Origin of the sequence: Dactylosporangium sp. NPDC000521 (genome assembly GCF_042898305.1) — a bacterium.
Taxonomy (GTDB): Bacteria; Actinomycetota; Actinomycetes; order Mycobacteriales; family Micromonosporaceae; genus Dactylosporangium.
The window spans coordinates 94,751-117,283 of the sequence record NZ_JBIAYW010000027.1 but is presented as its reverse complement, the minus strand read 5'-3'; the positions used below and the strand labels follow the sequence as shown (position 1 = coordinate 117,283).

General features: G+C 72.1%; 17 protein-coding genes and 1 rRNA gene. 12 read left to right on the top strand and 6 right to left on the bottom strand.

Features of this window, described 5'->3' with window-relative positions; all coding sequences use genetic code 11:
* Nucleotides 1-92: ribosomal RNA gene (gene rrf / locus ACFY3L_RS47705) — 5S ribosomal RNA — on the top strand; the annotation flags it as partial.
* A 110-nt stretch (nt 93-202) separates the two neighbouring features.
* Here the strand turns inward: rrf and ACFY3L_RS47700 are convergent.
* Together ACFY3L_RS47700 and ACFY3L_RS47695 are read right to left on the bottom strand one after the other, a co-directional pair.
* A complete protein-coding gene (locus ACFY3L_RS47700; RefSeq protein ID WP_389340345.1) occupies nt 203-832 on the bottom strand; it encodes a hypothetical protein in 630 nt (209 codons plus the stop codon).
* Nucleotides 833-918: 86 nt separating this feature from the next.
* Complete coding sequence (locus tag ACFY3L_RS47695; protein ID WP_389340343.1) at nt 919-1,791, bottom strand: hypothetical protein; 873 nt, start codon at nt 1,789-1,791, stop codon at nt 919-921.
* 130 nt (nt 1,792-1,921) lie between these two features.
* Between ACFY3L_RS47695 and ACFY3L_RS47690 the strand changes: the two genes are divergently transcribed.
* The 4 genes from ACFY3L_RS47690 to ACFY3L_RS47675 all read left to right on the top strand — a co-directional run bounded on the left by ACFY3L_RS47690 (nt 1,922) and on the right by ACFY3L_RS47675 (nt 7,246).
* A complete protein-coding gene (locus ACFY3L_RS47690; protein WP_389340355.1) occupies nt 1,922-4,483 on the top strand; it encodes a valine--tRNA ligase in 2,562 nt (853 codons plus the stop codon).
* A 118-nt stretch (nt 4,484-4,601) separates the two neighbouring features.
* On the top strand, nt 4,602-5,933 hold the full coding sequence (locus tag ACFY3L_RS47685; protein WP_389340341.1) for a bifunctional folylpolyglutamate synthase/dihydrofolate synthase: 1,332 nt from the start codon (nt 4,602-4,604) through the stop codon (nt 5,931-5,933).
* Entirely contained in the window at nt 5,930-6,274 is a 345-nt protein-coding gene (locus ACFY3L_RS47680; RefSeq protein ID WP_389340339.1) for a DUF4233 domain-containing protein, read from the top strand. The genes ACFY3L_RS47685 and ACFY3L_RS47680 overlap by 4 nt, the downstream gene beginning before the upstream one ends.
* 3 nt (nt 6,275-6,277) lie before the next feature.
* Entirely contained in the window at nt 6,278-7,246 is a 969-nt protein-coding gene (locus ACFY3L_RS47675) for a helix-turn-helix transcriptional regulator (RefSeq protein ID WP_389340337.1), read from the top strand.
* Between the two features lie 6 nt (nt 7,247-7,252).
* Here ACFY3L_RS47675 and ACFY3L_RS47670 read toward each other — a convergent pair whose 3' ends face one another.
* Complete coding sequence (locus ACFY3L_RS47670; protein WP_389340335.1) at nt 7,253-9,676, bottom strand: VOC family protein; 2,424 nt, start codon at nt 9,674-9,676, stop codon at nt 7,253-7,255.
* A 236-nt stretch (nt 9,677-9,912) separates the two neighbouring features.
* On the opposite strand from ACFY3L_RS47670, the gene ndk reads away from it, so the two are divergent.
* Nucleotides 9,913-10,326 (top strand): nucleoside-diphosphate kinase, encoded by a 414-nt coding sequence (gene ndk / locus ACFY3L_RS47665; RefSeq protein WP_389340333.1) that lies wholly within the window; start codon nt 9,913-9,915, stop codon nt 10,324-10,326.
* 87 nt (nt 10,327-10,413) lie between these two features.
* Here the strand turns inward: ndk and ACFY3L_RS47660 are convergent, their stop codons facing one another.
* Nucleotides 10,414-11,940 (bottom strand): chitinase, encoded by a 1,527-nt coding sequence (locus ACFY3L_RS47660; RefSeq protein ID WP_389340331.1) that lies wholly within the window; start codon nt 11,938-11,940, stop codon nt 10,414-10,416.
* A gap of 358 nt (nt 11,941-12,298) precedes the next feature.
* Here ACFY3L_RS47660 and ileS point away from each other — a divergent pair, with 358 nt between their 5' ends.
* On the top strand, nt 12,299-15,406 hold the full coding sequence (gene ileS / locus ACFY3L_RS47655) for an isoleucine--tRNA ligase (protein ID WP_389340329.1): 3,108 nt from the start codon (nt 12,299-12,301) through the stop codon (nt 15,404-15,406).
* Here the strand turns inward: ileS and ACFY3L_RS47650 are convergent.
* The gene (locus ACFY3L_RS47650; RefSeq protein WP_389340327.1) at nt 15,387-15,998 is read right to left on the bottom strand and encodes a helix-turn-helix domain-containing protein; all 612 of its coding nucleotides are present in this window, start codon (nt 15,996-15,998) and stop codon (nt 15,387-15,389) included. The two genes, ileS and ACFY3L_RS47650, sit on opposite strands and share 20 nt — an antisense overlap.
* A gap of 41 nt (nt 15,999-16,039) precedes the next feature.
* Here ACFY3L_RS47650 and ACFY3L_RS47645 point away from each other — a divergent pair, with 41 nt between their 5' ends.
* The 3 genes from ACFY3L_RS47645 (at nt 16,040) to ACFY3L_RS47635 (ending at nt 18,476) form a co-directional block, all read left to right on the top strand.
* Entirely contained in the window at nt 16,040-16,690 is a 651-nt protein-coding gene (locus ACFY3L_RS47645) for a B3/4 domain-containing protein (RefSeq protein ID WP_389340325.1), read from the top strand.
* Nucleotides 16,687-17,547: an EamA family transporter gene (locus tag ACFY3L_RS47640; protein ID WP_389340323.1), complete on the top strand. Its 861-nt coding sequence runs from the start codon at nt 16,687-16,689 to the stop codon at nt 17,545-17,547. The genes ACFY3L_RS47645 and ACFY3L_RS47640 overlap by 4 nt, the downstream gene beginning before the upstream one ends.
* A gap of 218 nt (nt 17,548-17,765) precedes the next feature.
* Complete coding sequence (locus ACFY3L_RS47635; protein WP_389340321.1) at nt 17,766-18,476, top strand: lysophospholipid acyltransferase family protein; 711 nt, start codon at nt 17,766-17,768, stop codon at nt 18,474-18,476.
* Nucleotide 18,477: 1 nt separating this feature from the next.
* Here the strand turns inward: ACFY3L_RS47635 and ACFY3L_RS47630 are convergent, their stop codons facing one another.
* Complete coding sequence (locus ACFY3L_RS47630) at nt 18,478-19,314, bottom strand: hypothetical protein (protein ID WP_389340319.1); 837 nt, start codon at nt 19,312-19,314, stop codon at nt 18,478-18,480.
* An 85-nt stretch (nt 19,315-19,399) separates the two neighbouring features.
* Between ACFY3L_RS47630 and ACFY3L_RS47625 the strand changes: the two genes are divergently transcribed.
* Both ACFY3L_RS47625 and ACFY3L_RS47620 read left to right on the top strand, forming a co-directional pair.
* On the top strand, nt 19,400-20,128 hold the full coding sequence (locus ACFY3L_RS47625) for a beta-phosphoglucomutase family hydrolase (RefSeq protein ID WP_389340317.1): 729 nt from the start codon (nt 19,400-19,402) through the stop codon (nt 20,126-20,128).
* Complete coding sequence (locus tag ACFY3L_RS47620; protein ID WP_389340315.1) at nt 20,128-22,473, top strand: glycoside hydrolase family 65 protein; 2,346 nt, start codon at nt 20,128-20,130, stop codon at nt 22,471-22,473. Before ACFY3L_RS47625 ends, ACFY3L_RS47620 begins: the two co-directional genes overlap by 1 nt.
* Nucleotides 22,474-22,533: the final 60 nt, after the last annotated feature.

Genomic DNA, 22,533 nt, shown 5'->3' with positions numbered 1-22,533 from the left:
CGCCCGGTCCCATTCCGAACCCGGAAGCTAAGCCCTCCAGCGCCGATGGTACTGCACCCGAGAGAGTGTGGGAGAGTAGGACGCCGCCGGACAAACCTTCGCAGTAGCCCCAGCCAAACGGCTGGGGCTACTCGCGTTTTCCGGCCCAGATAAGTCTCCGGCCCAGAGAAGGTCCCAGCCCGGAAAAGGCGCGAGCGCAGGATCAGCGCTTCTCGACGCCCGGCCGGAGCTCCGACAGCGCCTTCTCCGCGTCCGCCACCTTGCTGCCGGGGAGCACCACGACGCCGAGCGAGCCGTTGTCCGCCCAGCCGCACACGGCGATCACGCCGTCCTTGTCGTCGATCTCGCCGCACCGGGCCACCCCGCCAAGGTCGCCGGCGTCGACGTCATGGACGCCACGGATGGCGGTGTCCGCGCCGGCGACGGCCTTGAAGGCGCCCTCCAGGGAACGCTCCGGCTTCCAGATGCGGCCGGTCCCGGCCACGAGGATGACCGTGCGGGTCTCGGAGGGTCCGCTCGGCTCCCGGTAGATGGCGCCGAGGCTGTCGTCGAGACTGACCTCGGTCACGATCGCGTCCCGGACGTACTCGGAGGCCTGAGCGGCCTCGTCGGTGGAGAACAGCGTGTAGGAGCCGACCTGCGGCGGTGCGGACACCTTGGTGTCGCTCTGCTGGGTCACCCGCCAGACCGTCGGGCCGTACACGACCGCGGAGCCCAGCAGGGCCACGCCGGCGAGCGCACCGCAGACGATGGCCACCTTCTTCACGTTGACGGAAGAGCGCGGCTCGTCGTCAGGCTCGTCTGCGTCGGGGATGCCCGGAAGATCGACCATCGGCGCAGCCTAGCAAGGCCCCGCACGCACGGCGGGGCCGGACCGTAGCGGCCCGACCCCACCCGTACAGCAGCCGAAAAACGCGTTCAGCGGCTCTCCACCGCCGGTCGGATCTGCAGGAACAGGTCCGAGGCCTCCTTGATGTCCCGGCTGATGAACACCCCGATGCCGACGCTGCCGTGGTCGGCCCAGGCACACAGGGTCATCGGCAGGTCGTCCTCGGTGCCGGTGGCGCACTTCACCGTGCCACCCAGGTCGCCGGCCGGGTAGCTGGTCTGCCCGCCGAGACTGTTCGAGTTGAAGCCGCTGAACGCGTCCTCGAGCTGGTCGTCGGGGAAGAGGATGGTGGAGGTCGCCGCGACGAGCACGACCAGCTTCTGCGGGTCGTCGCTGCTGTAGATGCCCGCCGCGATCTGGTCCACGTCGCCGACGTCGTTGCGCAGGTCACGCTCCATCTGGTCGACGATCGTCTGCATCTCTTCGGAGGTCTGCTTCTTCAGGCCGCCGGGCAGCGAGTCCGGCGCCGTGACCGTGGTGCCTGACGCGTCGATGATGGGGTACAGGAACACGCCGCAGCCGACCGCGCAGACCAGGAACAGTGCGGCCAGGATGCCGAGGGTGATCTTCAGCCCCTTGCCCCGCCGAGGTGGCGGAGGCGGGGGGAAGGCCGGGCCCTGGCCGGGGAACGGCGGCGCCGGAGGCTGAAACGGCGGCGCGGACGGCTGAAACGGCGGCGCGGACGCCTGGTATGGGTCCTGGTACACAGGCTGCTGGGGCTGCGCATACGGCTGCTGAGGCTGCGCGTATGACTGCGGCGGGCCGTACGGGCCGGGCTGTTGCGGGTAGGACCCGCCGCTCGGAGCCTGTTGCGTGCCGAACTCCGGCGCCAGGTCGTACGACTGGGGCTGGAACGGCTGCGAGTGGGGCTCGTCGTCGGACGGGCGGGGCGGGTAAGTCACCGTCGATCAGTCTCCTGAGTGAGGGGGCAATGGCGAGCGTAGACCCCACGCGCGAAGTTCTAGACTCGCTGTTGTGACGGAGACTCAACGGACGCCCGGCAGCGCCGAGCCGACCGCCCCCACTGCCTCGGTGCTCTCGGCTCAGTATGCGCCTGGCGAGGTAGAACAGCGGCGGTATGAGCAGTGGGTGGCCGACGGTCTTTTCCAGGCCGATGCGGCCAGCGACAAGCCCCCGTTCACGATCGTGCTGCCCCCGCCCAACGTGACGGGCTCGCTGCACATCGGTCACGCCCTCGACCACACCGTCCAGGACGCGATCACGCGCCGCAAGCGGATGCAGGGCTTCGAGGCGCTGTGGCTGCCCGGCATGGACCACGCCGGCATCGCCACGCAGAACGTCGTGGAGCGGCAGCTCGCCGCGTCCGGGCAGTCCCGGCACGACCTGGGCCGCGAGGCGTTCGTGGAGAAGGTCTGGCAGTGGAAGGCCGAGTCCGGCGGCAAGATCCTCGGGCAGATGACCCGCCTCGGCGACTCCGTCGACTGGAGCCGCGAGCGGTTCACCATGGACGAGGGGCTGTCCCGCGCCGTCCTCACCATCTTCAAGCGGCTCTTCGACGACGGCCTCATCTACCGGGCCGAGCGCATCATCAACTGGTGCCCCCGATGCCTGACCGCGCTGTCGGACATCGAGGTCGAGCACTCCGACGACGACGGTGAGCTGGTCTCGATCCGTTACGGCGACGGCGCCGACGCGATCGTCGTGGCCACCACGCGGGCCGAGACGATGCTCGGTGACACCGCGGTCGCCGTCCACCCGGACGACGAGCGCTACAGGCACCTCGTCGGCACCGAGGTCGAGCTGCCGCTCACCGGCCGCCGGATCCCGATCGTCGCCGACGCGCACGTCGACCCGGCGTTCGGCACCGGCGCGGTGAAGGTGACCCCGGCGCACGACCCCAACGACTTCGAGATCGGCCAGCGGCACGACCTGCCCAGCCTCACGATCATGGACGAGCACGGCGTCATCACCGTGCACGGCCCGTTCCTCGGCCTGGACCGCTTCGAGGCTCGCCCCGCGGTCGTCGCCGCGCTGCGCGCCGAGGGGCGCATCGTCGCGGAGAAGCGGCCGTATGTCCACGCCGTCGGCCACTGCCAGCGGTGCGGCACCACCGTGGAGCCGCGCCTGTCGCTGCAGTGGTTCGTGCGGACCGAGCCCCTGGCGCGGGCCGCCGGCGACGCCGTCCGCGACGGCCGGGTCCGGGTGGAGCCGCCGGAGCTCACCAAGCGCTACTTCGGCTGGGTCGACAACATGCACGACTGGTGCATCTCCCGGCAGCTGTGGTGGGGGCATCGCATCCCGGTGTGGTACGGGCCGCAGGGCGAGGTCGTCTGCGTCGGCCCCGACGAGCAGGTGCCGTCGGGCGAGGGCTGGACGCAGGACCAGGACGTGCTCGACACGTGGTTCTCCTCGGCGCTGTGGCCGTTCTCCACCCTCGGCTGGCCCGACGAGACCCCCGACCTGGCGAAGTTCTACCCGACCAGCGTCCTGGTGACCGGCTACGACATCCTGTTCTTCTGGGTCGCCCGGATGATGATGTTCGGCCTGTACGCGATGGACGGCCGCCAGCCGTTCGACGTCGTCATGCTGCACGGCATGGTCCGCGACCAGCACGGCAAGAAGATGTCGAAGTCGTTCGGCAACGTCGTCGACCCGCTCGACTGGATCGACCGCTTCGGCGCCGACGCGACCCGCTTCACCCTCGCCCGCGGCGCCAACCCCGGCGCCGACGTGCCGGTCAGCGAGGAGTGGGTGCAGGGCGCCCGCAACTTCTGCAACAAGCTGTGGAATGCCACCCGGTTCGGCCTGTCCAACGGCGCGACCGTCGAGGGTGACCTGCCCACCGAGGGGCTGTCGACCGTCGACCGGTGGATCCTGTCCCGGTTGCAGCACGTCATCGCCGAGGTCGACGAGCAGTTCGAGGCGTTCGAGCTGGCGAAGGTGTGCGACACGCTGTACCACTTCGCGTGGGACGACGTCTGCGACTGGTACCTGGAGCTGTCGAAGCCGGCCATGACGCCGCAGCGCCAGCGGGTGCTCGGCCACGTGCTCGACCAGCTGCTGCGGCTGCTGCACCCGATCACGCCGTTCGTGACCGAGGAGCTGTGGACGACCCTGACCGGCGCGCCGACGCTGGTCCGGGCCGCCTGGCCGGTCGCCGACCAGGCGCTGGTGGACGACGCCGCCGAGCGGGAGGTGGCCGACCTGCAGCGGGTCGTGACCGAGGTCCGCCGGTTCCGCGCCGACCAGGGCGTCAAGCCGGCCCAGCGGGTCGTCGCCCGGCTCGAAGGGCTCGACGCCGCCGGCCTGTCGGCGCACGAGGGCCTCATCCGGTCCCTGGCGCGGCTCGAGGCGCCCGGCACGGAGTTCGCGGCCACCGCGAAGCTCAGCGTCGGCGTCGGGGTCACCGTCGAGCTCGACACCCGCGGCACGATCGACGTCGCCGCGGAGCGGGCCCGGCTCGGCAAGGACAAGGCCGCCGCGGAGAAGGAAGCCGCGCAGTGCCGGGCCAAGCTGGAGAACCCGGCGTTCACCGACAAGGCGCCCGACGCGGTCGTGGAGAAGATCCGGCAGCGTCTCGCCGCCGCCGAGGCCGACCTGGTCCGCATCACAGGGCAGCTGGACGCGCTGTGAGCGGGCCGGAGCGGAGCGGAGGGGGCGGCATGAGCGGGCCGGAGCGTAGCGGAGGGCTGCGAACCAGGATCACAGGGTGGAGCTCAGGCCGTCGCCGGAGCGGAGCGGAGGGGGCGGCATGAGCGGGCCTGGTCGCTTCGCCGAGGTCGAGCAGGAACTCAACGGCCGGGGCTTCACCCGTATGGTGTTCGACCTCGGCCGGATCGAGGCCCTGCTCGACTCGCTGGGCAGCCCGCAGCGGGCGTACCCGGCGATCCACCTGACGGGCACCAACGGCAAGACCTCGACGGCCAGGATGATCGACTCGCTGCTGCGCGCGCACGGCCTGCGGACCGGGCGCTACACCAGCCCGCACCTGCAGACGATCCGTGAGCGCATCAGCATCGAGGGCGAGCCGATCAGCGAGGAGCGGTTCGTCGAGGTGTACGACGAGGTCCAGCCCCTCGCCGAGTACCTGGACGCGCGCAGCGACGCGCCGCTGACGTACTTCGACATGACCACGGCGATGGCGTTCGCCGCGTTCGCCGACGCGCCCGTCGACGTCGCCGTCGTCGAGGTCGGCCTCGGCGGCGCCGACGACTCCACGAACGTGCTGCAGGCGCAGACGACCGTCATCACCCCGATCGGCCTCGACCACACCGAGTGGCTGGGCGACACCATCGAGGACATCGCGCTCGCCAAGGCCGGCATCGTCCACAAGGGGTCGACCCTGATCTGCGCGGCGCAGCCGGACGAGGCGATGCGCCCGATCCTGGAGCGCTGCGCCGAGGTCGGCGCGACCATCGCCCGGGAGGGCCGCGAGTTCGGCGTCGTCCGGCGCGACCTCGCCGTCGGCGGGCAGGTCCTCACCCTGCAGGGCCTGTCCGGCACCTACGAGGGCATCTTCCTGCCGCTGCACGGCGAGCACCAGGCGCAGAACGCGGCGATCGCCCTGGCCGCCGTCGAGTCGTTCCTCGGCGCCGGCAACGAGCGGGCGCTGAGCGCCGACGCCGTCCGTGAAGGGTTCGGCGGCGCCACCTCGCCGGGCCGGCTCGAGCGGGTCCGCAAGTCACCGCCGATCCTCGTCGACGCCGCGCACAACCCGGTCGGCATGCGGGCCACCGTCCGCGCGCTCAACGAGGAGTTCGCGTTCAGCGGCCTCGTCGCCGTCGTCGCGGCCCTCGCCGACAAGGACGTCGAAGGCATGCTGGAGCTGCTCGAGCCGATCACCGAGAGCATCGTCTGCACCCGTAACAGCTCGCCGCGGGCGATGTCGGCCGCGCAGCTCGGCGCGATCGCCGAGGAGCTGTACGGGCCCGAACGGGTTCACGTCGTGCCCGACTTCGCCGACGCGATCGACGCGGCCGTCACGCTCGCCGAGTCCGACAACGCGGTCCCGGGCTCGATCGGCATCCTCGTCACCGGCTCGGTCGTCACCGTCGCCGACGCCCGCGGGCTGCTGAAGCGATGAGCACCCCCGGGCTGAAGAACCCCGGCGGCGCCGTCCGCGGTGTCGGCGCGTCCGCGCTCGTCGTGTTCGGCCTGGTCCTGCTGCTCGCGCTGCTGCCCCTGGCGAAGCTCGGCCAGTCGACCGGCGCGCTGTGGCTCTGCGGCGGGCTCGCCGTGGTCAGCTTCGGCCTCTGCGGGCTGCTGCGCCACAACTGGGCCTGGCACGCGGCGCTGGTCGTGCCGGTCGCGCTGCTCGCCGGCGGCGCCCTGCACTGGTCCCTGCTCGCCCTCGGCATCGTCTTCGGCCTGACGTGGGCTTACGTGTTGTACGTGCGGCGAGCCGTCTACGCGAACAAACCCTGACGCATGCGGGCGAGCCGGCTGCTCTCCACGCTTCTGCTGCTGCAGACCCGGGGCCGGCTCACCGCGCAGCAGATCGCGGACGAGCTCGAGGTCTCGATCCGGACCGTCTACCGCGACATCGAGGCGCTCTCCGCGGCCGGGGTTCCCGTGTACGCGGACCGCGGGCCCGCCGGCGGCTACCAGCTCGTCGACGGCTACCGCACGACGCTGACGGGGCTGACCACCGACGAGGCGGCCGCGCTCTTCCTCGCCGGCAGCGGCGCCACCGCCGGGCAGCTGGGCCTCGGGCCGACGCTCGACGCGGCGCAGCTGAAGCTCCTCGCGGCGATGCCCTTGGAGCAGCGCACCATGGCGGCGCGCATCCAGGAGCGCGTCCACGTCGACGCGCCCGGCTGGTTCCGCGACCCGGAGGCGCCGCCGCATCTCGATGCCGTCGCCGGTGCGGTGTGGGAGCAGCGGCGGCTGCGGGTGTCGTACCGCAAGTGGGACGGCACCCAGGTCGAGCGGACCCTGGAGCCGCTCGGCCTGGTGCTCAAGGGCACCGCCTGGTACGTCGTCGCCCGCGGGCGGGAGCGTGTCAACGCCTACCGGATCTCCCGCGTCGACGCCGTCGACGCGCTGCCTGAGCGGTTCGACCGGCCCGACGGCTTCGACCTGCGCGACTACTGGACCGAGTGGTCCGATCGGCTGCAGCGCACGCTGTACCGCGGGGGCGACGCCACCGTCCGCGTCGGGCCCCGCGCGGCGAGCATGTGGTGGATGCTGGGCCCGGTCGCCGAACGGGCCCTGCGCGAGACCGCCGGCCCGCCCGACGCCGACGGCTGGGTGGAGATCGTCCTGCCGATCGAGACCTTCGACCACGTGCGGGTCGACCTGGGCCGCTTCGGCCCCGACGTCGAGGTGCTCGCCCCGGCGGAGCTGCGCGAGCTGATGCGCCGCACCGCCGAGGAGACCCTTCGCCGCTACTCCTGACGCCGGCTAGCGCCGCAGCTCCCACTTGGTCAGCGCGATCGCGTGACCGTCGGGGTCGCGGAACGTCGCCGAGCACAGCTCCAGCTGCTCGCCCTGCGGCACGACCCGCGGCCGGTGGACGAAGTCGACGCCCTGCTCGCGGAGCCGCTCGTACGCCTCGTAGACGTCGGGGACCTCGAGATTGAGGTGCACGACCCGGCGGTCGACCGGCGGCATGTCCGCGACCCGGCGCAGCACCACCCTGGCGTCGCCGGTGGCGAGGACCGCGGCCGTGTCGCCGCTGTCGAGCTCGGTGAGGCCGAGGGTGTCGCGGTAGAACCGCCGGGACCGCTCCAGGTCCGACACGATCAGCGTGATGCTCACCCCATTGACGCCGTCGAGGGGGTTGGGCTGCTGCCGCTGCTCGGTCGCCAGGAACTGCCCGACCGCGCCCTCGGACGGCGGCTGCTCCTCCAACTGGTCCTCGGGCGAGTCGCCGACGTAGTGCTCCGTGGCGTACGGGTCCGGGGTGACCGGCTCCTCGTCATCGTCGCCCGGGACCACCGTGGCGGGATCCGGCCAGGCGGGCGCGGCGCCGAACATGCCGGTGCCGGGTGTGGCGGCGTCGCGCGAGTGGCCGTTGGTCGACCACGCCGACGTCGTGCGCCCGCCGGCGTCGGCCGCGCCCCACGGCCGGACCGTGGAGGTGCCGTTGCTCGCCGGGTCGCCGGCGGCGGCCTCGTTCGCCGACCGCAGCGGCGTCGGCGGCCCGGCCGGCGTCGCCCCCATGACCGGTGACGGCCCCATGACCGGTGCCGGTCCCTCGGTGTCGGTGCCGCCCGCGGGCGTGGGGGCGGCGGGGTCGCTGTCCGCCGTCGCCGGGTCCGCGGGAGTGGTGTCCGTGGGCGTCGCTTCAGTGGGCGGCTCGGGGTCGTGGACCGGGATGTCCTCCAGGCGCGGGAGCCGGGCCGGCAGCTGCTCGGTCTCGCGGTCGGGCCACCAGGTGGTCCCCGGCGGAAGGGCGGCGGTGCCCGCGGGCTCGCCGCCGGACTGCTCGACACCGCCCTCGACGGCGGTTTCGACGTCGTGTGCCGCGGCCGCCAGCTCCGGGGCAGGGCCGGCGCCCTGGTCAGCGGCGGGCTGCTCAGGGGTGGCCTGGTCAGCGGCGGGCTGACCAGCGGGCTGGTCGGCGGCGGCTGCGGGCTCGGGCAGGTCGGAGGACGGCAGGTCCGGCGGCGGGGAGAGGGTGGAGGCCGCTTCCGGGATCGTGTAGGTCGGCGCCGCCTCCGGCGCGACCTCCGGCGTCGGCGCCGCTTCCGTGACCGCGGCCGGGGTCTCCTCCGTGGCGGGCGCGACCGCCGGTGCGCGGTCGTGGGTGCCGGGGCGGGGCCGCGGGCTCGGCCGGCGCCGGGCGCCGCCACGCACCGGGTTGGACGGCAGCCGCACCACCATCGGCGGGGTGTCCTCGGTGACGACACCCGTGCGCGCGCCTCCGGCGTCGGCGACGGGTTCCGCTGCCCCCGCACCGCTGACGGGCGCGGCGGTGACGGTCCCGACCCCGGTGGGCTCCCCGGCCGGCGCGTGCTCCCCGGCCGCTGCCCGCCCGCCCGCTGCCGCCTGCCCGCCGGTCGCCGCCTGCCCGCCGGCCGCCGCGGGAGAAGCGGCCGCCGTGGGCGAGCCGGTGGCCTGCGAGCCGGTCTTGGTGAAGGCGACCGCCGCCGGTGCTGCGAACCCTGCCGTGCCGGACGGGTCGGCGGCGCCGGGCGCCGGGGCGGCGGGGGAGTTCGGCCGCTGGCCGGGCCGGGTCTGGCCGGGCCGGTCGCCGCGCCCGGACAGCCGGACCGGCTCGATGACCGGTGCCGCGATCGGTGGGAGGTCGGTGAGCGTGGGCCGGTCGTCGGGCGGGAGTTCGTCGGTCGGCCGCACGAAGGACGTGACCGGGCCGCCGACCGAACCACCGATCGGGCCACCCACAGCGCCGCCGGCTGCGGCCCGGGCGCGTTCGCGCTCGTAGTCATCGGTGGGGGAGTCGACGATGTCGAGCTGGTCGCCGTCCACGGAGTAGCGCGGGCCGCCGCCGGAGGGACGGCGCTCCGACGCCTGGGCGTCCTGGTGCGACTGGACCTTGTCCCAGACCACGGCGAGCTTGCGCGGGTTGCCCTTGAGGACCTGGACGGGCAGGGTCGCGCCGGCGTCGGGCCATTTGTCCAGCGGGATGGCCGGGTCGACGGTGGAGACGGTGGCGCCGTTGATGCCGGTCGCCCTGACGACGAGCTTGAGCCGCCCGCGGGCGGTGCGGCCGTCGGTCGCCGGGCGGGGCGAGATATCGGCGACCCTCGCTGTGCCGTAGACGTATTGCCGCACCTTGTTGCGCGAGTTGAGGACAAGGATCAGCACCGGACCGGCCGCGGCCAGGATGACGCCCAACGCGACCACCAACGCGTTGGTCATTCCCAGTCCGCAGAATGCCAGGAAACCGCCGACCACGACGAGCAGTGCGATCACGAGTTTCCTGGTGCCGGTGTCCTGCGCACGATTGCTGGACGGCAAAGTCGACCTCCCCAGACGACTGACATCAGGCTATGCCTGATCATCGCCGGAACGGAAGTCTTCGGCACCCGGGCGGGTCAGGTGCGGTGACGCTGGGTAGGCTCGCGGGCGTACCGGACCCACCTTGGAGGCACGTCGTGGCCGAGCGTTCGCTCGTTTTGATCAAGCCTGATGCCGTGCGTCGTGGACTCGTCGGCGAGATCCTCGGGCGCTTGGAGCGCAAGGGCCTCACCATCGATGCGATGCGGCTGCGCACCATGGATCGGACCCTCGCCGATCAGCACTACGCAGAGCACGTGGAGCTCGATTTCTACCCGCCGCTGCGGGACTTCATGACCAGCGGTGACCTCGTCGCGCTGGTCGTCTCGGGCGACGAGGCGATCGCCGTCATCCGCACGCTGATCGGTTCGACCGACGGCAGGAAGGCCGCGCCGGGCAGCATCCGCGGCGATTTCTCGCTGTCCAACCGGGAGAACCTCGTGCACGCGTCCGACTCGGTGGACAGCGCGAAGCGTGAGATCGCGCTGTGGTTCCCGGAGCTCGCGGAATAAGAATCACCCTGAATGGGTGAGACGTGAATGGCGAGGAGGGCGGGTGCTGGGACACCCGCCCTCCTCACTGTGTTGGGGAAGAAAGACCTAGGGCAGCGTCGCCAGGTGCGGCTTGACGGTCTTGGCGAAGTTGTTGCCGTTCGTGATGTCCCAGTTGATCGACCAGGTCATCGCGCCCCGGATGCCGGGGTAGGTGTGCGGCGGCTTGAACGTGCCGCAGTTGGTGCCGGACGCCAGGCACGACAGCGCCTGGTTGACCAGCGCCGGGGCGACCACGCCACCGCCGGCGGCGCCGGGGCCGGCCGGCAGGCCGAGGGCGACCTGGTCGGGCCGCAGCCCGTTCTCCAGCTGGATGCAGGCGAGCGCGGTCATGAAGTTGACGGTGCCCTGCGAGTACGCGGCCATCTGGTCGCAGCCGAGCATCGCGCCGGAGTTGTAGTACTGGGTGTAGACCACCGTGAGGATGTCCTTGATGGACAGTGCCAGCGCGAAGTAGCTGCTGCCGGTGGACTGCATGTCGATCGTCTGCGGCGCCATCGTGATGATGAGGTTCGGGCCCGCCTTGGCCCGCAGCGAGCGCAGCGCCTGCGCCATGTAGGTCGGGTTGAGGCCGTTCTCCAGGTCGATGTCGACGCCGTCGAAGCCGTACTGCTGCATCAGCGTCCACGCGCTGTTGGCGAAGTTCGTCGCGGCGGTCGCGTCGCCCACGCTGACCCGTCCGGCCTCGCCGCCGACGGACAGGATGACCTTCTTGCCGCGGGCGTGCAGGGTGGCGATGTCGGACTTGAACTCCGCGTCGGTGTAGCCGCCGAGCGCCGAGGCGAGCTGCGGGTCGACCGCGAAGGTCAGCTGGCCCGGCTGCGAGCCGGTCTCGGCGAACGCGACGTCGATCAGGTCGTACTCGCTGGGGACGTCACGCAGCTTCAGCTTCGCCGCGCTGTTGACGAAGTCCTGCCAGTAGCCGGTCAGGAAGTGCTTCGGCAGCGGGCTGGGCGGCGTCGAGGTCGACGGTGACGGCGAGGTCGACGGGGACTTCGACGCCGACGGCGACACGGACGGCGACGGCGAGGTCGACCGCGACGGGGACGCGGACGGGGTGGTCGGTTCGAGTGTCGTCGGCGGGGTGCCGCCGGGGCCGTTCAGCGAGAAGTCGTCCGCCGTGTAGGCGGGCTGCCCGTACCAGCCGTTGACGTAGACGACCGCCGTCTTCTGCGTCGCGGCGGTGGTGAACGACACCGAGAGCTGCGAGTAGGCGCCGCCGGTGCCGGGCGTCCAGGTGCTGGCGTCGACGCCGCCGGTGACGCCGATGAACACGTAGGAGCCGTTGACGTAGCCGGAGAAGGTGTACTTCGTGTTCGGCTGCACCGACACCGTCTGCTGGCACCGGGCGGTGCCGCCGCCGGGCGTGCCGGTGAGCTTGTAGCTGCCGGACCGGGCCCCGCCGGAGGTGACCGCGGCCGACGGCTCGCAGCTCCAGCTGTTGGCGTTGCCGGTTTCGAAGCCTGGGTTGGTGAGCAGCTCGGCGGCCGAGGCGGGCAGCGCGATCACGACCCCGGCGAGGGTCAGCGCGGCCGCTCCGGTGCCCGCGAGCAGGGCGATAGTGCGTGGACGCATCGTGGCTCCAGGTGGGGGTGACGTCGATGGGCGTCGACGTTTGGTGTCACGAAACTCCAGCGGGGATTTAATGTCAAGGTTTCTTTACTATTCTTTATGGCTGCCGGGGAAACCTGGATGCGCGACGCGGTACCCTGGACGCACAGGCGTCGACCCGGCCATCACCGGCGAGCCTCCGGAAGAACGGACCGCCGGATCGTCGGGGGTCTCAGTAGAACCGGACGGGCACCGGTCCGTTACAGCCGGCCAACGAGCGGCCACCGCCAGGTGGCAAGCGGGGTGGTACCGCGGACCTGCGAGGGTTCGTCCCCGCGTGAAGTCGAGACAGCTGACATCACGCGAGGAGTTGCGACCACCGATGGCCTACCCGATGCACAACGCGGCGCGCGGCGTGCCCGCGAGCCCCGACCTGCCCGAGGTCGAGCGGAATGTCCTGGACTACTGGGCCGCCGACAAGACCTTTGAGGCATCCGTCGAGCAGCGCGACGCGGGCGTCGACGGCGCCAACGAGTTCGTGTTCTACGACGGCCCGCCGTTCGCCAACGGCCTGCCGCACTACGGCCACCTGCTGACCGGCTACGCGAAGGACGTCGTCCCCCGGTACAAGTCGATGCGCGGCCACCGGGTCGAGCGCCGCTTCGGGTGGGACTGCCACGGCCTGCCGGCCGAGGTCGAGGCGGAGAAGCAGCTCGGCATCACCACGAAGGCCGAGATCCTGCAGCTCGGCGTCGACAAGTTCAACGCCGCCACCAGGGAGTCCGTGCTGCGTTACACCGCCGAGTGGGAGCGGTACGTGACGCGCCAGGCGCGCTGGGTCGACTTCACCAACGACTACAAGACGCTCGACCTGGACTACATGGAAAGCGTCATGTGGGCCTTCAAGACCCTGCACGACAAGGGTCTCGTCTACGAGGGGTTCCGGGTCCTCGCGTACTGCTGGCGCTGCGAGACCCCGCTGTCCAACACCGAGCTGCGCATGGACGACGACGTCTACCGCGACCGGCAGGACCCGGCGCTGACCGTGGCGTTCCAGCTGGAGACCGGCGAGAAGATCCTCGCCTGGACGACGACCCCGTGGACGCTGCCGTCCAACCTGGCCCTGGCCGTCGGCCCGGACATCGACTACTCAGTGTTCGAAGAGGACGGCCAGGAGTTCATCCTGGCATCGTCACGCGTCGCCGCTTACGAGAAGGAGCTGGCGGGAGCGACGTTCAAAAAGGCCGTCAAGGGCGCGGAGCTCGTCGGGCGCCGGTACACGCCGCTGTTCGACTTCCTCGCCGAGACCCCCAACGCGTTCCAGGTCATCGGCGCGGACTTCGTCACCACCGAGGACGGCACCGGCGTGGTGCACATGGCGCCCGCCTTCGGTGAGGACGACCAGACGGCCTGCGCCTCCGTCGGCATCCCCACCGTCGTCACCGTCGACGAGCACACCCGCTTCACCTCGATCGTCCCCGCGTACCAGGGGCTGCAGGTCTTCGAGGCCAACAAGCCGGTCATCCGCGACCTGAAGGCCGCGGGCGTCGTCGTGCGCCACGACTCCTACACGCACTCCTACCCGCACTGCTGGCGCTGCGACTCGCCGCTGGTCTACAAGGCGGTCTCGTCGTGGTTCGTGGCCGTGTCCACGTTCCGCGACCGGATGGTGGAGCTCAACCAGCAGATCACCTGGACGCCGGAGCACATCAAGGAGGGCTCGTTCGGCAAGTGGCTGGCCAACGCCCGCGACTGGTCGATCAGCCGCAACCGGTTCTGGGGCTCGCCGATCCCGGTGTGGAAGTCCGACGACCCGCAGTATCCGCGCGTCGACGTGTACGGCTCGCTCGACGAGCTGGAGCGCGACTTCGGCGTGCGCCCCGGCGACCTGCACCGGCCCGAGATCGACAGCCTGACCCGGCCCAACCCGGACGACCCGACCGGGCAGTCCGTCATGCGCCGCGTGCCGGAGGTCCTCGACTGCTGGTTCGAGTCGGGCTCGATGCCGTTCGCGCAGGTCCACTACCCGTTCGAGAACCGGGACTGGTTCGAGCACCACTACCCGGGCGACTTCATCGTCGAGTACATCGGCCAGACCCGCGGCTGGTTCTACACCATGCACGTGCTGGCCACCGCGCTCTTCGACCGCCCGGCGTTCAACAACTGCGTCAGCCACGGCATCCTCCTCGGCGAGGACGGCCGCAAGATGTCCAAGAGCCTGCGCAACTACCCCGACGTCTACCGGGTGTTCGACGAGTACGGCTCCGACGCGATGCGGTGGTTCCTCGTGGCGTCGCCGGTGCTGCGCGGCGGCGACATGCCGGTCACCGAGGTCGGCATCCGCGACGCGGTCCGGCAGGTGCTCCTGCCGCTGTGGAACGTCTGGTACTTCTTCTCGCTGTACGCCAACGCGGACGGCTACACCGCGCGGCGGCGCGCCGACAGCACGCACCTGCTCGACCGGTACGTGCTGGCCAAGACCGGCGAGCTGGTGGAGGCCGTGACCGCGCAGCTGGACGCCTACGACCTGTCCGGCGCCTGCGGGACGGTCCGGTCCTACCTCGACGCGCTGACCAACTGGTACGTGCGCCGCTCCCGCGACCGGTTCTGGTCCGGCGACCACGACGCGTTCGACACGCTCTACACCGTGCTGTCGACGCTGACGCAGGTCGTCGCGCCGCTCGCGCCGCTGACCGCGGAGGAGATCTTCCGCGGCCTGACCGGCGAGCGGTCGGTGCACCTGACCGACTGGCCGTCGGCGTCGCAGTTCCCGGCCGACCACGCGCTGGTCGCGGACATGGACGCGGTGCGGGACGTCTGCTCGGCGGCGCTCTCCCTGCGCAAGGCCCGCGGGCTGCGGGTACGGCTGCCGCTGCAGACCCTGACGGTGGCCACGCCGCGGGCGGAGGCGCTGCGGCCCTTCGCCGCGCTCGTCGCCGACGAGGTCAACGTCAAGGAGGTCGTCTTCACCGGCGACGTCGCCGCGCACTGCACGCCGGTGCTGACGCTGGTGCCGCGGGTGCTCGGCCCGCGCCTCGGCAAGGACGTCCAGCAGGTGATCAAGGCGGTCAAGGCCGGCGACTGGCAGCACACCGGCGACGAGGTCGTGGCCGGCGGCGTGACCCTGCAGGACGGCGAGTACGACCTGAAGCTCGTCGCGGCGGACCCGACCCAGTCGGCGCCACTGCCCGGCGGCGAGGGCGTGGTCGTGCTCGACAGCACGGTCACCCCGGAGCTGGCGGCCGAGGGGCTCGCCCGCGACCTGGTCCGGGTCGTGCAGCAGGCCCGGCGGGACGCGGACCTGAACGTCTCGGACCGCATCACGGTCCTCGTGCAGGGCGACGGGCTGGACGAGGTGCTCGCCGCGCACGGCGCGTTCGTGGCCGGCGAGGTCCTCGCCGACGCGGTGTCGCTGGGGGCGGTGGCCCAGGGCTTCGCCGGAGAGGTCGGCGAGGGTCAGTCCGTCGTCGTCAAGGTGACGAAGGCCTAGGCGCCCGCCGGTCGAACTCGCCCTCGGGCATCACGACCACCATGGTCAGGACCGCCTCCACGTCCGCCGCGTTGCGGTAGGTGTGGGGGCGGTCGGCTCGGAAGTCGATCGTCTCGCCGGTCCGCACGGTGTACTGCGAGCCGTCGACCGTCACCACGAGCGAGCCCTCCCGCAGGTGGATCAGCTCCCGCGTGCCGGAGGAGTGGTCGCCGGAGTCGTGCGTCTCGCCGGGCGGCATCCGCCACTCCCAGACCTCGACGAACGCCGGGTCGTTCACGCCGCGCAGCAGCCTGCCGGTCCCGCCCGCGCCGCCGCGCCACAGCACCGGCGGCTCGTCCGCGCCGACGATCCGCACCACCGGCTCCGGCTCCGACTCCAGCAGCCGGCCGATGCTCACCCCGAACGACTCCGCGATCCGGCACAGCGTGCCGATGCTCGGGTTGGTCCTCGCGCCCTCGATCTGCACCAGCATGCCCTTGCTGACGCCGGACCGGCTGGCCAGCTCGTCGAGGGACCAGCGCCGGCCCTGCCGCAGCGCCTTCACGTGCCTGGCGATCGCCGCCTGGGCGACCTGCGCCACATCGTCGGTCAAAATATTTTCCTTCACAGTCAATATCGTGATACGACTGCGGCATGTTCGCCATCGCTGACGAGGTGCTCGACCTGTGCCGTTCCGTGGGCCATGAGGCTACCGTCCTCGCGGTGCTCGCCGACGGACTCCGCAACGGTCCCAGCGACGGCGCCGTGCTGCACCGGGCCGTGGCGGCGGCCGGCGACGGTCTGGGACAGCCGCTCGACGCTCCGTTGCAGGCATGGCGCGACGTGTACCGGGCCTTCGGGGCGAAGCCGCAGCGCACCCCGTGCTCGGCGGAGGCGCTGCGCAAGCGGGCCGCCCGCGGGGACGTGCCCGTGATCGACCGGATCGTCGACGCGTACAACGCCGTCAGCATCCGCTTCGCCGTGCCGATCGGCGGCGAGGACCGCGCCGCGCTCGTGGGCACCGAGCGGCTCGTGCTCGCCGCCGGTGACGAGCCGTTCGACACGGTGAAGGAGGGCGCGCCGGTCGTGGAGACGCCGGAGCCCGGCGAGGTGATCTGGCGCGACGACCTGGGGGTGACCTGCCGCCGGTGGAACTGGCGCCAGGGCCGTCGCACCGCCATCACCGCCGCCACCACATCGGCGGTCTTCCTCCTGGAAGGCCTGGACACCGACCTCGCGCCGGCCGCGGAGATGCTCGCCGACCTGCTCGACGCCGACTCGATCACCGTGCAGAGGCTGGCGTGATCGGGATCATGCTGGCCGCGCTGTCGGGCCTCGTCTGGGGCGTCGGTGACTTCGCGGGTGGCAAGGCCAGCCAGCGCGTCGACTCGAAGACCGTCGTCGTGCTGTCGAAGGCCGCCAGCATCCCGCTGCTGCTGCTCTTCCTGGTGCTCATGCCCGTCGACCCGCACCCCGGCGCCCTCGGCTGGGGCGCCGCCGCCGGTGCGCTCGGCATGGTCGGGATGATGGTGTTCTACCGGGCGATGGCCGGCGGCGCCATGACGATCGTCGCCCCCGTCAGCGCCGTCACCACCGCCCTGCTGCCCCTCGCCGCCGGCCTGCTCTCCGGCGAGCGCCCCGGTGCGCTCGCCCTGGCCGGCGCCGGCTGCGCGATCGCCGCCATCGCGCTCGTCAGCCTGGTGCCCGGCGGCGACAGCGACGCGGACGGTGCCGGCAGGGTCTCCGCCCGGCTCCTCGGCATGGCCCTCGGCGCCGGCGTCGCGTTCGGTCTGTTCTTCATCTGCCTGTCCGCCGCGAGCGACGCCGCCGGTGGTGACGCCGGCATGTGGCCGGTCCTCGGCGCGCAGCTCACCGCCGTCGTGCTCGGCGCGCCGCTGCTGCTGCGTGGCCGGGGCGCGGCACGCCCCTCGGGGGCGCCGCTGCGCTGGCTGCTCGCGGCCGGGATGCTCGACATGAGCGCCAACGCCCTCTACGTCCTGGCCGTTCAGCGCGGGGACCTGAGCATCATCGCGCCGGTCGCGTCGCTGTACCCGGTGAGCACCGTCCTGCTCGCGATGCTCGTCGACCGCGAGCGGCTGCGCCCGGTGCAGCTCGCCGGGCTCGGGCTGGCCGCGACCGCGCTGGTGCTCGTCGCCTCATGAGCGGGCCGGAGCGGAGGTGGCGGCATGAGCGGGCCGGAGCGTAGCGGAGGGCTGCGAATCGGGATGACAGGGTGGAGCTCAGGCCGACGCCGGAGCGGAGCGGAGGTGGCGGCATGAGCGGCGGGTGGTGTTGCCCACGGTGTGAGCTCTCCGGCTGACCTGGCGACCCGCGCCGTCTACAGTGGGCGGCATCGTCTGTTGAGCCTGGTGGAGGGCCTTTGTCCGCGCTGTATGCGGTCGGCAAGTTCGCGATCTCACCAGTCTCCCGCCTGCTGTGGCGACCCAAGGTCAGCGGACTGGACAACGTGCCGGCCACCGGCCCGGCCATCCTCGCCAGCAACCACCAGTCCGTCATCGACTCGGTGCTGATGGGCGCGCTCATGCCGCGCAACGTCTACTTCCTCGCCAAGGACGAGTACTTCATCGCCCCCGGCGTCAAGGGCGCCGTCATGCGCAACGTCATGTACGGGCTGAACCAGATCCCCGTCGACCGCTCCGGCGGCCGGGCCAGCCTGATGGCCCTCGACGCGGCGCTGCCCGTCCTGCGCGACGGCCACGTCCTCGGCATCTTCCCCGAGGGCACCCGCTCGCCCGACGGCCGTCTCTACCGCGGCCGCCCCGGCGTGGCGAAGCTCGCCCTCGACGCGCCCGCCCCGATCATCCCGATCGGCCTGCTCAACACCGAGAAGATCCAGCCGATCGGTGCCTCCGTGCCCCGCATCGGCCCGACCGTCGAGGTGCGCGTCGGCGAGCCCCTGGACCTGAGCCAGTGGCAGGGCGGCGAGATCGACAGCCGCGGCCTGCGGGAGCTCACCCTCAAGCTGATGAACGCGATTCAGCAGCTCACCGGCCAGGAGTACGTCACCCGGTACGCCCCGAAGCGCCCCGACCAGATCGCCGCCGCGAACGGCGCCGCCGAGAAGGACTGAGTCAGCCGCGGCGCACGATCGAGCCGCGGATGTTGTGGGTCAGGGTGCCGGCCTGCTCGACGGACTTGCCGGGGAAGACGGCCAGAGCGATGACGCCGTGGTCGGCCCAGCCGCAGACGGTCGCCGAGCGGCCGTCGAAGCGGGCCGCGGCGCAGCGCTGCTCGCCGCCGAAGGGGCCGGGGTCGATGTCGCGCACCGTGCCGACCTGCAGCGCGGCCGGGAGCTTGCGGATCGACGCCTCCAGGTCGCGGGTGGGGTCGGTGATGAATCGGGTGGCGCCCGCGACGAGGACCCGCAGCTGCCTGTTCGACGCGTCGGTGTAGGTGACGGTGAAGCCGGACTCGTCGAGGTGGTCGGAGGTCAGCGCCTTCTGCAGGTCGGTGGCCGCCTTCTTGGCGCTGGCGTCGTTGGACCGGGTGAGCCCCGGCACCGTGGCGTCGACCTGGACAGATGCGGGATATTGCACCCAGTACGGGCGGGCCCAGGCGTAGGACCCGCCGCAGCAGCCTGCGCACAGGGCGAACAGCAGCAGCATCACCCACGGCCAGCGCCGCTTGCGCCGTCGGTACGGCGGGGGGCCGAACCCGGGCGGGCCGTAGCCGGGCGGCGGGCGGTAGCCGGGCGGCGGACCGTACTGGGGGACGGGGACATACCGGATCTCCGGCGGGGGCGGCGAAGGATCCGCCGGCAGAGGGACCGTCCGCGGCGCCGCGGGCAGGTCGAGCGTGTCCTCCCACTGCCGGCGCCGGCGTGACCCGCCCGGAGGCACCGACGCCGAACCCACCCACGTCGGCGTGGCCGGCTGGCGGTCGGTCGGCGATTCATCCGGAAGTGTCACACCCTGAAGGCTAGCGACCCCGCGCACGGACCGCCGTTCAGCGGCGACAGGTTTGGCGGACACCCCGCGCGGATACGGTTGCGGTGTGCTGGGTCTACCGGAACACGTGACCGCCTGCCTGTTCGACCTCGACGGGGTGCTCACCCCGACCGCCGTCATCCACAACCAGGCATGGACCAGGACGTTCGACGACTTCCTCGCCGGACGCGGCGGTCAGCGCCCGTTCGACCCGGTCGCCGACTACAACGACTACGTCGACGGCAAGCCGCGCGAGGCCGGCGTCCGCGACTTCCTCGCCTCCCGCGGCATCACGCTGCCCGAAGGCACCCCCGACGACCCTCCGGACGCCCAGACCGTCCATGGGCTCGGCAACCGCAAGAACGAGCTGCTGCTGACCCTCATCAAGGAGGGGCTCGAGCCGTACCCGGGCAGCGTGCGCTACCTGAAGGCGGCCGCCGCGGAAGGGCTGCGCCGGGCGGTGGTCAGCTCCAGCGCCAACACGCTGCAGGTGATCACGTCGACCGGCCTCGACGCCTACCTGGAGGCCAGGGTCGACGGCGTCACGATCCGCGAGCGGGGGCTGCGCGGCAAGCCGGCCCCCGACACGTTCCTGGCGGCGGCGAGCGAGCTCGGCGTCGCGCCGGAGCGGGCCGCGGTGTTCGAGGACGCCCTGGCCGGGGTCGCGGCCGGCAGGGCCGGCGGGTTCGGCTTCGTCGTCGGGCTCGACCGGATCGGCGGCGGGCACGCCGACGATCTCCGCGCGGCCGGCGCCGACCTGGTCGTGCCGGACCTCGACGCGTTGCTGGAGGGATGATGGCGCAATTCCCGGTCGAGCCGTGGGCGGTCCGCGAGACCGAGCTCGACCTCGACCACCTGGGGCAGACCGAGTCGCTGTTCGCGCTGTCCAACGGGCACGTCGGGCTGCGCGGCAACCTCGACGAGGGTGAGCCGTTCGGGCTGCCCGGCACGTACCTCAACTCCTTCTACGAGGAGCGCCCGCTGCCCTACGCGGAGGCGGGCTACGGCTTCCCCGAGGAGGGCCAGTCGATCCTGAACGTCACCAACGGCAAGGTGTTCCGCCTGCTGGTCGACGACGAGCCGTTCGACGTGCGGTACGGCAACCTCCTGAGCCATGAGCGGGTCCTCGACCTGCGGGCCGGCACGCTGCGGCGCGACGTCGACTGGGTGTCGCCGGCCCAGCAGCGGGTCAAGATCAGCACCACCCGCCTGGTGTCGCTGGAGCAGCGGTCGATCGCCGCGTTCCTGTACGAGGTCGAGCCCGTCGACGGCCCGGCGCGGGTGATCGTGCAGTCGGAGCTGGTCGCCAACGAGGACATCCCGCAGCCGAGCAAGGACCCGCGGGTCGCGGCGGCGCTCGGCCACGCCCTCGAGCCCGAGGAGCACACGGCCAGCGGCCTCAACGGTCAGCTGATGCACCGCACGAAGTCGAGCTGGCTGCGGCTCGGCGCGGAGATGGACCACGAGGTCGACGCGCCCGTGCCGGTCCGCTCGCACACGGAGGCCAGGGAGGACTGGGCGCGCACCACGTTCGCGTGCGAGCTGCAGCCCGGCCAGCGGCTGCGGATCGTCAAGTACCTCGCCTACGGCTGGTCGAGCCAGCGGTCCCGGCAGGCGATCCGCGACCAGGTGCACGGCGCGATCGCCGGCGCCCGGCTCGGCGGCTGGGACGGCCTCGTCGCGTCGCAGCGGAAGTTCCTCGACGGCTTCTGGGCGCAGGCCGACGTCGAGGTCGAGGGCGACGCGGAGATCCAGCAGGCCGTGCGGTTCGCCCTGTTCCACCTGATGCAGGCCGGCGCGCGGGCCGAGGCCAGGCCGATCGCGGCGAAGGGCCTGACCGGCCGCGGCTACGACGGGCACGTGTTCTGGGACACGGAGAGCTTCGTGCTGCCGGTCCTGACCTACACGCACCCGCAGGCGGCCCGCGACGGGCTGCGCTGGCGGCACGGCACGCTGCAGCTGGCCCGCGACCGCGCCGCGCAGCTGGGCCTGTCCGGGGCGGCCTTCCCGTGGCGGACGATCCGCGGGCAGGAGTGCTCCGCGTACTGGCCCGCGGGCACCGCCGGGTTCCACGTCAACGCCGACATCGCGGCCGCCGTGGTCCGCTACGTCCAGGCGACCGGCGACACCGACTTCGAGGCCGCCTGCGGCCTGGAGCTGCTGGTCGAGACGGCCCGGCTGTGGCGCTCCCTCGGCCACCACGACCGGCACGGCGTCTTCCACATCGACGGTGTGACCGGCCCGGACGAGTACAGCGCGATCGCCGACGACAACATCTACACCAATCTCATGGCCCAGCAGAACCTCGTCGCCGCTGCTGGTGCCGCCGAACGCCACCCGGACGTGGCCCGGACGATCGGCGTCGACGACGAGGAGATCGCCTCGTGGCGCGACGCGGCCGCCAGGATCCACCTGCCCTACAGCAGCGAGCTGCGGGTCCACGAGCAGTCCGCCGGCTTCACCCGGCACCAGGAGTGGGACTTCGAGCACACGCCCGCGGACCACTATCCGCTGCTCATGCACTACCCGTACTTCGACCTGTACCGCAAGCAGGTCGTCAAGCAGGCCGACCTGGTCCTGGCCATGCACTGGCGGGGCGACGCGTTCACCGCGGAGGAGAAGGCGCGCAACTTCGCCTACTACGATGAGCGCACGGTCCGTGACTCCTCGCTGTCGGCCTGCACGCAGGCGGTGATGGCCGCCGAGGTGGGGCACACCGAGCTGGCCTACGACTACCTCGGCGAGGCGGCCTTCGTCGACCTGTACAACCTGCAGCACAACTCCGGTGACGGGCTGCACATGGCCTCGCTCGCCGGGACGTGGCTGGCGCTCGTCGCGGGCTTCGGCGGGATGCGTGACCACGGCGGGGAGCTGTCGTTCATGCCGCGGTTGCCGGACCGCCTGGACCGGCTGTCGTTCGCGATCACCTGCCACGGCAGCATCCTGCGGGTCGCCGTCGACCACGACGAGGCGACGTACCAGCTGGACTCCGGGAAGCTGACGCTGCGCCACCACGACGAGCAGTTCACCGTCACGCCGGACAAACCGGTCACGCTGCGGGTCCCGCCGCCGCGGCCCGCCACGCCGGCGCCCCGGCAACCCGCAGGTCGCGCCCCGAGGCGGCGCCACCGGGAGTCCTGAGGCGGCGACACCGGTCCCGCTCGGTGAGGCGGTGGCAAGGGGCACCCGGAAGCGGCGGGT